We start from the raw sequence: 13,632 nt of genomic DNA, 5'->3' as shown, positions 1-13,632 counted from the left end.
ATTCTTACGTCAATAAGTAAGTTCGTGTATTACATTCATATGTTAGGGCACTTTTTACTTATTCGTTCACTTCGAATCCAAGGCTTTTTATGTACTCTTTTTCTTTCTCATTATGAATTTTCTCAAGTTCATTCTTTGTTTCATTCCATTTATCACCTTTGAGTGTATACTTAAACATTGCTAAAAAGCATAGTAGTAAAAGAATTGCAGGAATTAACATCCAGCCAATTAAGATACCTCTTTCAGCACTTGCTGATTGCTTTCCTAGTTCTAAGGTTGAATCATAGCCAAATATATCAATAATTGTTAAGAATGCTGCTGTAGCAATACTCATAGCTGGTTTTGTAATTAAGCTATTTACGCCTGCATACATTCCTTCTCTTCTAAGAGAAGTAAGGCTTTCATCATAGTCAATTACATCACCATTCATTAATGGAATTAGATACATTCCTCCTGCAAATCCAAAACCAACTGTGAAGAAGCCTAGTACCGCAACAGGTAGAACCCCACCAAAGAATGCCATTGCAAAGCAACCCACGGAGAATACAATACACATAACCATCACGCATTTACGTACGCCCCATACAATTTGTTTGTTAATCCATAAAACAATTCCAAAGATAGCACCTACTAAAAGTGCACCATAGCATGGAACCATTGACATTCCAAGCTCAGGGAAATAATAATTCACACCAAGTGATAGGGAGTTCTGAATATATATTACAGTAAAGCTTATCGTTTCAAATATAATAAATGGTTTGTTTTTAAAGCATATAAGCAATGCCTTAATAAAATTAGGTTGCTCTTCTTCTTTGATATATCCTTTTTCTGAGTAGAAAAAAGTACTGAAAAAGATAATCGCACCTGCTATGATACCAATACCAGCCATAATTAATTGGAACGTTAATGGGTCTTCTCCTGGTTGTAATTGAATCATTGGCATAAGAATTAATGGAACAGCTAATGAAAATAAACTAAAAATTAATTTAAAAATAAAGATAGAGCCTCTTTGCTTATTGGATATTGCAATTTCATATGGCATAACATAAAGCGATGTTGCAATACAAGTATAAAGCGTATCAAATAAGAATAGTGATATTAACATCTGCAGGAACATCCCCCATTGATTTCCTGCAAATGGCCATTTGATCCAACATAATACGAAAATGACTGCATATATTGGTGCACCATATCTTATGTAAGGACGTCTTCTCCCTATTTTGGACTTTGTTCTGTCTGAAATAAAGCCAAACAACGGATCATTCACTGCATTCCATATTCCAAATAATAGCCATACAAGGGATGCTTTTTTTGAATCAAGTCCCATCCACCTTGTGAAGAAAACAGTAAAGCCTCCTCCAGTTATTAATCCACATAACACTCCGCATAAACCATCTGCTCCGGAAAGCCATAACTTTGATTTTAATGATACCTTCTCTTCTATCACTTATAAATCCTCCTTAAAGAATATTAATTTCTTTTAAAAATTCTTCTACTTCTAATCTATATTCCGTTTGATTATTCCAATAACTTTCTGCATGAGTAGCATTTGCAAATGTTTTCTTACTTCGATAACCTTTTTTCGCTTCATATACCTCATTTACCATATAACTTGGAACAAAATCATCTATTTCCCCATGTATAAATAGCATTGGAATCTTCTCACACTTTGCAATCTCATTCTTAGGAATAACCTGATGAAAATAGATTCCTCCTCGAAGCTTGGATATAACACTAGCCATATAAAGAAATGGGAAACGTGGTAGGTGATAAAACTTTTTCATATTATACGCTAGTTGATCACCTAAATTGGAATAGCCACAATCTTCAATTACAAATGCTAGTTTTTCATCTAACGCTGCATTCATCATAACCGTTGCAGCTCCCATAGATTCTCCATGAGTACCAATTATGGTATCAGCTCCTAACTTTTCTCTTACCCAATCTGAGATTTGCTTTAAGTCGTGTGCTTCATAGAATCCCATAGTTGTAGTTGCTTTATCGGAATAGCCATGGTTTCTATGATCATAAATTACACAATGAAAGCCTAAATTCCGAAAGATATCCACATATTTCACACTTCCATATTGACAAAACGTATATCCATGCACAATGATAACAACTTTATCTGGTTGATTCTTTAATGAACTATCCTTATTTTTAGGGATATATGTACCTGATAATGTATAACCATAATCAGACTGTACCTTAAAGTCTTCTCTATTATAGGTACGTTCGTAATTATCTTTATCAATTTTCCCTAGCTCAATTTCATCTATATAGCATTTATCAGGATCAGAAGTCTTTGGTGCAACTACTAAGCTAGAAAGCTTCCATGATACAATTAACATTGCTATTATTGCGAAAAGGATTATAACTAAAACCACATTAACTACAATATTCATCATTCTCTACCACCTTTATTTTGTGATACCCTTTATCATAATTGTTACAACCTTATTAAGTCCTTCCTTGTAGGAAATCTTATTTTCCTCTAAAAAATTACCTTGGCAAAGCATCTTCATTCCATTTTGAAGCAATCTTATTACCACAGGAATGCTTGTATCCTCAAAGACACCTTCCTTAATTCCTTCTACCAACAGCTCTTCTACAATCTCCCATCCTTTTTCATATTTACCCATAAAATAATCAAAAACTTCTGGAATTAGTTGCTCGGATTCGTAAATCCTATTTAAATTAATCTTCTTATCATACTTAGTCTCAATTGTACATACCGCAAGCATCTTCTCTGAAATTGTTAACGTATCATCCTGAAAGATTTGATTCTGCTTCATATGAATATCATCGTAAGCCTCATCAAGAATGCCTTTAAATATATCATCCTTGCTTAGAAAATATTTATATATTGTTTTTCTACTCACTCGAAGACTTTGCACAATATCATCTAGTGTAAATCGGCACCCTTTTTCATTAAACAACCTAATACATTCTTCAATAATTCGTTGTTTCAATATATTACCCCTCCATTTATTGTTAATATTGTATAATTAAACTATAATATTTGCATTCTATTTTGTCAATATGTAGAAACTATTTTTTCTCATTAGTTTCCTTTATGAAAATACAAACAAAAAAGACTATGTTAAAATATAAATAATAACATAGTCTCTAATTTGATACCTTAATCTTACTTCGTATATCTTCTTCTCATATCCGTTAGAATAGCTTCTACACCTTCTTTTTGATTCTTTAGATCAGTTCCAATTGTATTCGTTACCAAGGAAAGTTTCAAGGAATCTTTACCCCTGTAGATTTTAAGAACATGTCTTCCTGGAATTAAACTCTTTTTCACTTTTACACGATCAATGTTTGAAAAAGGAATCTCAAATGCGCCCTTTACTTGGGAGCAATCCATTGTTCTCATTACAATGAATACTAATTTGGAATCTGTTAACCCTACATAACAATATTCATTTGATAATGCCCCAGCCGCTCCTGAAAACGCACCGCCAATTGCACCAAATAACATTATTGTCTTGGCATTTGCCATGAGACATCCCCAGACTTTTGCTTTATAGTTCTCTCCATCCTTTAATGCTCGGCCTAATAATTCATTCTTGTCACTCTCATTTAATTTTTTCATTTATAATTATCCTCTTCTTTCTAAATTGTATCTCTTTATTTATGTATTCCATTGAGCTCCTTATAAAATGTTTAGAGATCACTCCAAACCATCCTTTATTATAATATTTTCCATTCTTGATGACAACGAGCAATAAGTCTCATAATAATCTGCATGGCTCATAACAAAACATTTCCATTAATGAAAGAAAACGTCTAAACCTGGACATTTCCAACTTTAGACGTCTTATACTCCTTCATCATTAAATTCCGGTATAAAGCTCTCCGATGCCGTCTCTCCCTCCTGAATAAATCCATTTTCTAATCCAAGATCTATCGCATAATCTACAAGCTTTTCATATTCACTCTCCGTAATCGTTCGATTCAATTCGGGATACCTCTCTATCACAGCTATAGGGGTATATTGATTCATAATACTAATATAGATAGAATGACGAAAAGTATCAAATAAGTATTTAATGATCTTCATTGAATCTTCAAGATATCCTGGCAAAGTCAGGTGCCTGACGATAACTCCTTTTTTCATTCTTCCACTCTTATCAAATGCTGGCTCTCCCACCTGCTGCACCATTTCCTTAATCGCTTTAGATGCAAAGGTAAAATAATCACCACAATATGAATATTTTGCTGCCGGTTCTTTACTGATGTATTTAAAGTCTGGAAGATAAATATCTACATAACCCTTTAATAATTTGATAGTTTCAACTTTCTCATATCCGCTACAGTTATAGACTATTGGTAAGTCCAATCCCTTACCTCTTGACATATCTATTGCTTCCATAATCTGTGGGACATAATGACTTGGTGTTACGAGATTAATGTTGTTCGCTTTCTTCGCCTGTAACTCAAGAAAAATGTCTGATAACCTTTCTACAGTAATCTTTTTTCCTGCATTTCCACTAGCAATATTATGATTCTGACAGTAGACACATCCTATAGAACATCCCGAGAAAAACACAGTACCTGAGCCTTCTTCTCCTGATATACAAGGTTCTTCCCACATATGAAGTGCTGCTCTTGCAACCATAATTTCATCTGTCATCTTACAGTACCCTACATTCCCCTGAATACGATTTACATGGCATTCCCTCGGACAAAGTGTGCAATCTGATAATAGTTTTTGATTCATACTAGTTTTATACTTCCCCTCCATTTTCTACTCATTTTCTCATGGTACACCCACATTTGCCACTTCGTCAATATTCCATTTCACGATATTTTTGTTTACTCTTGTATTAGAAAAATGATTGCTCTTAAGCTTTCTTTTGTCGTATAATAAATAACTAGAACAAGTCAATTTGCTCTGGCAACTGATAAATCAGGGGTGTGAAATTCTTTTTATGTCACACTAGCCTACATGCCTGCGACTTGCTCGCAGGCCTAAATTCAACGTGTGAAGTCTTTTATTTCACACTATGCAAAGAGTAACTTGAAAGCTTAATAACTCATCCTTCACACCCAGAAATCTATACTATACTTTATAAATTCAGGCGTAACTTAAATTAATTAACATGATTCAAACTTTTATATTGTCGTGACTTTGACGAGTTTGTGAAGCTACTTATGTTTTATCACTTTGATTTAGATAGAAAAAGTTCACTGTTTGACGAACAAAGTGAGGAGTTTGAACTTTTTCTATCTGCTTTTATCAAAGTAATAAGACATTAGTAGCTTCCAAATGAGGAAATGGAACGTAAGATATAAAAGTTTGAATCATGTTAATTTAGATAACCTAGCCTCTGAATTTATCAAGTATTCACTAACTACTGTGAAGGCTGAGTTAATAATACGTAATGGAGGTTCTTATGACAAAAAAAGATGTATTAGAGCTAAAGAGAAGATTGAAAAAAAATGAATGTACCTTTACTAAATTAACTGGTTGTTATGTAAATGGAGAGAAAGAAATCCTTTTAAATCTTAATGAAACTTTCTTAAATCTTGAGGATGATGAATTCTACAAATACTTAGAGATTGCCAAGAAAGCATTATCCGGAACTATGGGAAATAACCTTTTAGAACTTGATTTTCCTCTTGAAGAAGAAAAGACTGGTGGAAAACAACAATTTCTTATGGGCTTAAGAGAAAGTAAACTTAAAAACGAGGGTCTCCTTGAATCCTTCTATCAGCTAATTATAGACCATTATGATTATGCTGGTAATTATCTAATTCTTATCTTCCATGATGCGTATGACGTTATGACAAGGACAAGTGATAAAGCGAAATTAGATGAATCTGAAGAAGTATATGAATATCTTCTATGTGCTATTTGCCCTGTTACTCTTACAAAAGCTGGTCTTGGCTATCTAGAAGATGAAGGTAGAATTGGACCACGTAACCGAGATTGGGTAGTTAATGCTCCCGATACAGGATTTATCTTTCCTGCTTTTACAGAACGTAGCACGGATATTCATTCCGTTTTGTACTATACGAAAGATACCAAAGAGCCACATAAAGAATTAATGGAGGATGTATTAGGCTGCCCTTCTAAGCAAACAGCGACCGAACAAAAGAATACCTTCCAAACAATTATTAATACTGCAATTCAAAATGAAAGCCAAAGCAACAAAGTATTTATAGAGATTCAGGAGTCCCTAAGTCTTATGGCTGATGAACATGCTGCTGTTAATGATTCCAAAGAAGATCCACTTCATCTTACCAGTGATTCAATTCAAGAAATTATAGGTTCTTGCGATTTACCTGAGGAAATCACAAAAAAGATTGAAGATTCCTATGTTGAACAATTTAAAGATACTCCTCCAGTAGTAGATCATTTAATTGACAGTAAAGTGTTAGCAGAACACGCGAAACGTAAGAAGGAAATAGAATTAGAAGAAAAGGTACAACAATTACAAACAAAGTTAGAAGAGGTTACTTCAATAAAGGCTGATACATACTCTTTGGATGATTCCATAGATACAGAATCTAATCAGAACTTTGATGTTATTCTAAAAGTAAAACCAAAGAAAATGCAGCAAATCACTTCTCAAGTAATTGATGGCAAGAACTGCCTTGTTATTCCATTAGATGAAGATGAACAAGCAAATGTAACAGAACTGAGTGAATAATGCTATAATTGGTATTCACTAAAATGTTCTTTAGTAAAAAGATGAGTGAACTAATACGACTAATAGAGTCCCTTAGTTCACTCATCTTTATTTTATATCATTTATTCTAGAGCATTAGCTCTCAATACATTAAGCCATTATTTTTGGTTATTCACGTACTCTAAAAACTCTGCTGTCTTTGACCAATACTTAATACCCCAATTCTCAAAATTCCATTCTTCCATATAATTATTACATTCATAATCAATATAGTAAATCAGATTATCTTTTACCACAAAATTAGTTGGAAAATAGTCAATATTTAGCCTATTTAGATATAGAAGTGAACACATCTCTTTAACCTGTTCTATATATCTCTCTTGCATCTGATCAAGCAGAACCAGATCATAGATTGTAGGACCATCTATGTATTCTTTTAGTATTCTCTCTTCTTTCTCATCAATGCATAACAACTGTGGCATTCTAATTCCAGTGCTTTTCAGCCTCTTATAATCTGTACTCTCTGCTTCTATCTTATTACCAAATTGATAATAGCTGCAGGGTTCATGGTGAATCTGCTTTAGCACATATTCATGATAGCCATCTGTCGCAAGATAGGAATATCCTCCCTTCCCTTTTCCAAGGAGCTTTATAATATTATATTCCTTGTCATTAACACTAAGTTTCTCCATGATTGTTTCCATCCTTTTTTACCTTATTGAAAATTGTTAAAACCAATACCTATCACTACTCCACCAGCCTTTATTATGCCCTCTTCATAATGTCTTGCAAATAAGATATGCTCAAATGTACCAATCACAATGTCTTTCTCTTCTGCGTTAATTAGAATATTCATTATCTCGTTCGTATCTTCATTTTTTTTGCAATAATGAATTAATCTCGTGCCTTCATGATTAACCCATTCAATATATGGACACTTGGTCTGTGAATATTCTCTTCGTATCGCAATTAATTGTTTCACTTGTCCAGTGATTTCTTGATATTTTCCTTCTTCAATCTCTTCCCAAGGCATACATTTACGATTGATTGGATCTTGACCTCCTGACATGGCTATCTCCGTACCATAATATAGACTTGGAGATCCCTGCATGGTTAGTAATATTGCTAATTGTTGAAAGAATACATCCATACTTCCACATCTAGTAAATGCACGTGGGACGTCATGAGAATCTAGGCAATTGAAGAGAACTCCATTAACCTGCTCCTGGTATAGGGTATAACATCGATTCATAGAATACATGAATTCATTGGCTGTGCGATTCTTATGTACCCAGAAGTCATTAATACTCTCTAAAAATGGATAATTCATAACGGAATCATATTCATCTCCTTGAAGCCAAGAGATGGAATCCCTCCAGATCTCTCCTAATAAATATAACTCTGGATTTATTATTTTTAATTCACGCCTAGCTGCCTTTAAAAAAGTATGCGACACCTCATTACCAACGTCGAATCGTATTCCATCAATATGTAAATCAGTTACCCAGTGCTTGCATAGACTAATGATATATTCTATCACCTCAGGATTGTTGGTATTTAACTTTGGCATACCAGATGCAAAAGCAAAGGAATAATAGCTCTTATACCACTCCTTCGTATGGTCTGTTTCTATTGGCCATTGTTGAATGAAGAACCAATTGTAATAAGGTGAATTCTTCCCATTCTGCAACACGTCTCTCCATGGTGCGAAATCTCTCCCACTATGGTTAAATACAGCATCTAACATTATTCTTATTCCTCGTTTATGAGCTTCTTCAATGAGCTCTTTCAGATCTTCTTCTGAACCAAAGTCGGAATCAATCTTCTTATAATCACTGGTATTGTATTTATGATTGGAATTGGAGTCAAAGATTGGTGTAAGATATAAGCCTGTAATACCAAGGTCTTTCATATAATCGAGTTTACTTATGATTCCCTTTATATCCCCACCATAGTTATCCCAATATGACATATCCTCTTCACACTTCCATGGCTTTACCTCCACACGTTTTTCTCCCATATCACCACGACAGTAACGATCTGGAAATATCTGATACCAAATCGTATCCTCCACCCATTCTGGTACCTGAAATACATCGGATGGATTCAACCATGGAAAAATAAAATATTGATAGGTCTTTCCAGAAAGATTCATCTCCTCTGGCTGATAAAAATCATCTTCAAGGTAATACATGACTTCATCTTTACTATGAAGTTCGAAATAATATTGTTCTCTTTTATATTCTGGATTCAAAATAATATGAAACATCTTATGAGAACGTAATTCAAGAGAGTTCTCCATAAGTTCACGTTCTCCTCTCCACTCACTTTCCCCTGTAATATGAGGTGTATATGGATCTCCATGAATGATATATACTTCATCAATGTCCTTACCAGTGCGAAGATTTACTCTAACCTTATTCTTATCTATTGGGTAACAATCTGTAAATGCACAACGGTGCATAATCTCTGCTATTCTCATATATTTAATATCCTCCTTGCTGCTCTTAACGCTTTCATACTTGCATTATACTCTTCCTATGTATATAATTCTTGTAGAAAGTAGTTAACTTTATAACACAAAACTATTATTTTCAATTAATATTATAATTAAGATACATTTCACAATAAGCCGACGCTCTTATTTATCAATGTTTCGGCAGAATGGAGATAACGATGAACGACACCAATATTCGAGAAAATAAAACTCATGGACACGTCAGCTTCCCTTATATTGTCTATCCTGGCAATATTCCAGAGTATATTCATTCCTACCCACTTCATTGGCACGAGGAAATGGAGTTAATCTATAATCAAAAAGGACGTGGATATGTTACTGTACAATCCACCAGGTATGAGTTACACGATGGCGATATGATTCTTATTCTCCCTCATGAACTTCACTCAATTGAACAATGCGAAGACAACAAAATGGAGTATTACAATATACTTTTTCAGTACTCTTTATTAACTAATCATACCAAGGACATCTGCTTTGAGAAATATTTCAAGCCGTTTCTAGATCACACAAGAACAATTCCTGTGCACATTACAAAAAGCCATGAACTATATCAGCAATTATATCCTTACATCATTGATTTGATTATACATAGAGAGGAAAGTTTCTCAAATTACGAATTAATGGTAAAGTCCAATCTCTTTACTATTATGCATCTTCTAAATAGGTATAGTCTACCTATTGATGATGATTATATCCGTATGGAAGATATCTACATAAAATTAAAGAATGTACTATTACATATTGAAAAGAACTACAATATAGAAATTAGTGTGAAAGATGCTGCTCATATCTGTGGCTTCTCAGAAAGTCATTTTATGAAACTATTTAAAACAATTACCGGGAAAAGCTTTACGCAATATCTTAAGGATTATCGACTAGAGATTGCTGGGCGCAAACTTTTAGAAACAGAACTAAAGATAATTGAGATATCAGAAAATTGTGGATTTAATAATCATTCTTACTTTATACGCTCCTTTTGTGAGAAATATGGAACGACACCTTCGAAGTATAGAAAGGTGTATGGTAAGAAATAAATTCGACCTATTATTGCTAAATTAGTTTTACACTAGTTTAGCAATAATTCATATAAACATGCATTTAGATTATGATCTACTTGAATTTCTCGTTTCAAAGTAAATCCACATTCCCTATATAACTTTTTTAGATATTCTCTATCGCCATAGCAATCAAGTCTAAGGTAGGTTTTACTTTTTGATATTGAGTAATCTTTCACCCACTCAATTGCATCTTTAGCATAGCCTTTGCCTGTATAGCCGTCTTTAATTACAAGTTTATGTATATAGTATGCCGCATCATTGTTTTCTTCACTATTCCAAAATGATTGGTCATTCTCTATTAATACGAATCCACCTACAACCTCTTCACTTTCCTGTATTACAAACATTTTACAGTTATTATATTTCTTTAAAAATTCTTCCTTAGATAAATATTTAGGATTCCACATTGGTTTTTCAATTTTAATAAGCCAATCCGCTTTTTCACGTAATAGCTCCAATAATATTTCAATTCTTTCTTCTGCAATTTCTTTTATATATAGATTCATTTATAGTTACTCCTTCTTGTATAATTTGTTATAATTTTTTTGATTGTTTATTACGTCCCATGTAATTCTTATTATAGCACAGACTGTAAAAAACATATGATAAAGAACGATAAAAAAGGATGTTAGTAATTAATTCAACATCCTTTTTCAGAAATACTTTTTAATATTTTAACTTGTATTATCACTCTCAATAGAGTTCTTTTAATCAAACTATACTACAGGGCTACTTTCAATACATCTGTAACCTTCTTCACAGGAAGAATCTCTAATTTTTCTTTTACTTCATCCGCTACGTCTTCTAGATCATCCACATTTTCAAATGGAATGAAGACTTTTTTCACACCTGCCCTCTGGGCAGCCATAAGTTTTTCAGGCAATCCACCGATTGGCATAACTTGTCCTCTTAAGGATACTTCTCCAGTCATTGCATATTCTGGATTCACTGCTTTTCCCTTCACTAAGGAGGATAATGCAGTTACCAGCGTGATTCCCGCGGAAGGTCCATCCTTTGGTACTGCTCCAGCTGGAACATGAATATGCAAATCACTCTTAGCAAGAATTTCTGCTTCTTTTGGATACATTGATTTGACCACACTAAGTGCAATCTGAGCAGATTCCTTCATAACATCGCCAAGTTGACCAGTAATTATGATTTTACCACTCCCCTTGGTAAGAGAAGTCTCTATAAATAATATCTCACCACCAGCACGTGTCCAAGCTAGACCTGTCACCACACCAGGAGTCTTATCTTTTAGTATACTGTCATGATTCCTTGCTTTTCTTCCTAGATACTCTGAGATTTTCTTCTCTCCAACGGTAATGCTCTTCTTTTCCCCTTTTACTAATTGTACTGCAGCATAACGGCATAAATGGTCAATCTGTTTCTTCAAGCTACGAACTCCTGCTTCCATAGTATAACCATCGATAATCTTCTTCAATGCCTCTTCAGTAACTTTTAGATTCTGTGCTTTAATTCCCATATCCTTCATAGCTTTAGGAAGTAAATGCTTACGAGCAATCTGTAATTTTTCAATCTCAGTATATCCTGGGAACTGAATCACTTCCATACGATTTAATAATGGTTCTGGTATCGTATCAATAGAGTTAGCAGTACATACAAATAGCACATCAGACAAATCATATGGTACATTCATATAATGGTCTGTAAAATTACTATTCTGTTCTGGATCTAATACTTCTAGCAATGCACTTGCTGGATCTCCACTATGATCTCTTGATAATTTATCAACCTCATCTAACACCATAACTGGGTTAGATACACCACTTCGTTTCATACCCTCCATAATTCTTCCAGGCAATGCCCCCACATAAGTTCTTCTATGCCCACGTATCTCCGCTTCATCACGGATTCCTCCAAGACTGATTCTTACGTATTCTCTATTAAGGGCTTTGGCTATACTCTGACCGATACTTGTCTTTCCTGTTCCTGGAGCTCCTACAAAGAGAAGGATGGAACCTGACTGCTTCTTATTCAAAGCCATAACTGCCAATTGTTGAATAATTCTTTCCTTTACTTTCTTTAACCCATAATGTTGTTCATCTAGGATATCCTCAGCTTCCACTAGATCCACCTTGCTGGCCTCTTCCTTTTTCCATGAAAGACTTGTAACGAACTCTAGATAATCATAAAGAATACCGTACTCGTGGCCATCTTTTCCTTCCTTTTTCATACGATTTAGAGCCTTAAGTACTTCTTTTCTCGCTTCTTCATCCATATTAGAATCGTTAATCTTATTCTCAAATCTTCGAACATCCGATACATTTTCTGGATGCATGTCATCTAACTGTTTCTGTAAGAAATCAATTTGTTTCTTTATAGCGGACTCTCGATATGCCTGTTCATAAGTCTCCTTTTGAGCAGTCTCAGCTTCATTACCTATTCTTGTCATTTCAATAAATTCATAGACTACTTTTTCTATTTGTTCCGTTCTACGTTTTATTGAAACTTCTTCTAACAAGAGATATTTTTCCTCATCTGTTAGATTCAGATATCCAGACAGGGCAGATGCTATTTCATTTATACTCTTCCATTGAAGAATAAATCCTCTTGCCCAGACTCCCCACTGAGTACCTTTCGTAAACTTAAGAAGTTCTGATCTTATCTTCTTTAATGTTGCCTTTAACTCTTGTTCTGAGATATCTTCTATATCAGCGCTAATACTTGCAGTAAGCGTTATCTCTTCTTCTGCTACATCAATATCGCTGAGCTCAACTCTCTCCTTTGTCTTGATACTAACATTTCCATCCTCATCAACATATTCAATCTTCCCTGAGACACCAATTGGATAAAAATCATCTGGAGTCATATCTTCTCTATCTTTATCCGATTTTAATATTAAAAATATTATATCCTCACCTGCTTTAGGTGATGCTATATTGAATTTATGTAACATATCTTTTTTAAAGAAATAAGTTACACCTGGTAGAATAACTGTATCATATATAGGTAATGTCATCATTCATTTTCCTCCTTATTATCAGCACTCTATTTGTTTGAGTGCTAACGTTATTGTATAAAATAGGCGAATTAGTTTTTCGAATTCGCCATGACTACTATATTGCGATGCTACAATATTGTTCTTAAATACTATTTATTGACTAATAAGATAGTTATTAATCTCTTGTACTAAAGCGTCAGCTTCAATTCCATGTACCATTGCTGCTTCTTCTATGCTCTCACCTTGAGCAGATGGGCACATGACACAATGCATACCAGCTTCCATTAGAATCGCTGCAGTTCCTCTATTTTCATTTATCATATCTCCAATTATTGTTTCCTTAGTTACTTGCATATCTTAATCTCCTTTCATTGCTTCCACATATCCTTTTATGTAGTTATAAAGTGAATATTCATTTACTTAAATCGTATCATATAAGCG

General features: G+C 33.9%; 12 protein-coding genes. 2 read left to right on the top strand and 10 right to left on the bottom strand.

All coding sequences use genetic code 11. The features are described 5' to 3' along the window. Window positions 1-58: 58 nt before the first annotated feature. The 5 genes from bsdtb5_RS03170 to bsdtb5_RS03150 form a co-directional block, all read right to left on the bottom strand. Window positions 59-1,447 carry an MFS transporter gene (locus bsdtb5_RS03170; RefSeq protein ID WP_271714606.1) on the bottom strand — a complete coding sequence of 463 codons (1,389 nt, stop codon included), beginning with the start codon at window positions 1,445-1,447 and terminating at the stop codon, window positions 59-61. Window positions 1,448-1,460: 13 nt separating this feature from the next. Further along, a complete protein-coding gene (locus bsdtb5_RS03165) occupies window positions 1,461-2,408 on the bottom strand; it encodes an alpha/beta hydrolase (RefSeq protein ID WP_271714605.1) in 948 nt (315 codons plus the stop codon). Between the two features lie 12 nt (window positions 2,409-2,420). Further along, a complete protein-coding gene (locus tag bsdtb5_RS03160) occupies window positions 2,421-2,972 on the bottom strand; it encodes a TetR/AcrR family transcriptional regulator (RefSeq protein ID WP_271714604.1) in 552 nt (183 codons plus the stop codon). A gap of 176 nt (window positions 2,973-3,148) precedes the next feature. Further along, complete coding sequence (locus bsdtb5_RS03155; RefSeq protein WP_271714603.1) at window positions 3,149-3,604, bottom strand: hypothetical protein; 456 nt, start codon at window positions 3,602-3,604, stop codon at window positions 3,149-3,151. 225 nt (window positions 3,605-3,829) lie between these two features. Beyond that, window positions 3,830-4,732 (bottom strand): radical SAM protein, encoded by a 903-nt coding sequence (locus tag bsdtb5_RS03150; protein WP_271714602.1) that lies wholly within the window; start codon window positions 4,730-4,732, stop codon window positions 3,830-3,832. A gap of 676 nt (window positions 4,733-5,408) precedes the next feature. Here bsdtb5_RS03150 and bsdtb5_RS03145 point away from each other — a divergent pair. Beyond that, window positions 5,409-6,668 (top strand): DUF4317 domain-containing protein, encoded by a 1,260-nt coding sequence (locus tag bsdtb5_RS03145; protein WP_271714601.1) that lies wholly within the window; start codon window positions 5,409-5,411, stop codon window positions 6,666-6,668. A 137-nt stretch (window positions 6,669-6,805) separates the two neighbouring features. Here bsdtb5_RS03145 and bsdtb5_RS03140 read toward each other — a convergent pair whose 3' ends face one another. After that, window positions 6,806-7,339, bottom strand: coding sequence for a serine/threonine-protein kinase (locus bsdtb5_RS03140; protein ID WP_271714600.1), 534 nt, complete (start codon window positions 7,337-7,339; stop codon window positions 6,806-6,808). Window positions 7,340-7,362: 23 nt separating this feature from the next. Further along, the gene (locus tag bsdtb5_RS03135) at window positions 7,363-9,129 is read right to left on the bottom strand and encodes a glycoside hydrolase family 13 protein (RefSeq protein ID WP_271714599.1); all 1,767 of its coding nucleotides are present in this window, start codon (window positions 9,127-9,129) and stop codon (window positions 7,363-7,365) included. 194 nt (window positions 9,130-9,323) lie between these two features. On the opposite strand from bsdtb5_RS03135, the gene bsdtb5_RS03130 reads away from it, so the two are divergent. Then, window positions 9,324-10,202, top strand: coding sequence for an AraC family transcriptional regulator (locus tag bsdtb5_RS03130; protein ID WP_271714598.1), 879 nt, complete (start codon window positions 9,324-9,326; stop codon window positions 10,200-10,202). Between the two features lie 32 nt (window positions 10,203-10,234). Here the strand turns inward: bsdtb5_RS03130 and bsdtb5_RS03125 are convergent, their stop codons facing one another. From bsdtb5_RS03125 to bsdtb5_RS03115, 3 genes are all read right to left on the bottom strand, one after another. Then, on the bottom strand, window positions 10,235-10,732 hold the full coding sequence (locus tag bsdtb5_RS03125) for a GNAT family N-acetyltransferase (RefSeq protein ID WP_271714597.1): 498 nt from the start codon (window positions 10,730-10,732) through the stop codon (window positions 10,235-10,237). Window positions 10,733-10,947: 215 nt separating this feature from the next. Continuing rightward, a complete protein-coding gene (gene lon, locus bsdtb5_RS03120) occupies window positions 10,948-13,212 on the bottom strand; it encodes an endopeptidase La (protein WP_271714596.1) in 2,265 nt (754 codons plus the stop codon). 132 nt (window positions 13,213-13,344) lie between these two features. Further along, complete coding sequence (locus tag bsdtb5_RS03115) at window positions 13,345-13,545, bottom strand: DUF1858 domain-containing protein (protein WP_271714595.1); 201 nt, start codon at window positions 13,543-13,545, stop codon at window positions 13,345-13,347. Window positions 13,546-13,632 lie beyond the last annotated feature (87 nt).

This window comes from Anaeromicropila herbilytica, from assembly GCF_016591975.1.
Taxonomy (GTDB): domain Bacteria; phylum Bacillota; class Clostridia; order Lachnospirales; family Lachnospiraceae; genus Anaeromicropila; species Anaeromicropila herbilytica.
The sequence above is the reverse complement of the archived record's forward strand: the minus strand, read 5'-3'. Positions and strand labels throughout refer to the sequence as shown.

Bases quoted from the DNA above. Each gene is read 5' to 3' on its own strand.
- bsdtb5_RS03125 (WP_271714597.1), bottom strand. From the start codon at position 10,732: ATGAATCTATATATAAAAGAAATTGCAGAAGAAAGAATTGAAATATTA.
- bsdtb5_RS03150 (WP_271714602.1), bottom strand. From the start codon at position 4,732: ATGAATCAAAAACTATTATCAGATTGCACACTTTGTCCGAGGGAATGC.
- bsdtb5_RS03135 (WP_271714599.1), bottom strand. From the start codon at position 9,129: ATGAGAATAGCAGAGATTATGCACCGTTGTGCATTTACAGATTGTTAC.
- bsdtb5_RS03165 (WP_271714605.1), bottom strand. From the start codon at position 2,408: ATGATGAATATTGTAGTTAATGTGGTTTTAGTTATAATCCTTTTCGCA.
- bsdtb5_RS03155 (WP_271714603.1), bottom strand. From the start codon at position 3,604: ATGAAAAAATTAAATGAGAGTGACAAGAATGAATTATTAGGCCGAGCA.
- bsdtb5_RS03145 (WP_271714601.1), top strand. From the start codon at position 5,409: ATGACAAAAAAAGATGTATTAGAGCTAAAGAGAAGATTGAAAAAAAAT.
- lon (WP_271714596.1), bottom strand. From the start codon at position 13,212: ATGATGACATTACCTATATATGATACAGTTATTCTACCAGGTGTAACT.
- bsdtb5_RS03140 (WP_271714600.1), bottom strand. From the start codon at position 7,339: ATGGAGAAACTTAGTGTTAATGACAAGGAATATAATATTATAAAGCTC.
- bsdtb5_RS03115 (WP_271714595.1), bottom strand. From the start codon at position 13,545: ATGCAAGTAACTAAGGAAACAATAATTGGAGATATGATAAATGAAAAT.
- bsdtb5_RS03130 (WP_271714598.1), top strand. From the start codon at position 9,324: ATGAACGACACCAATATTCGAGAAAATAAAACTCATGGACACGTCAGC.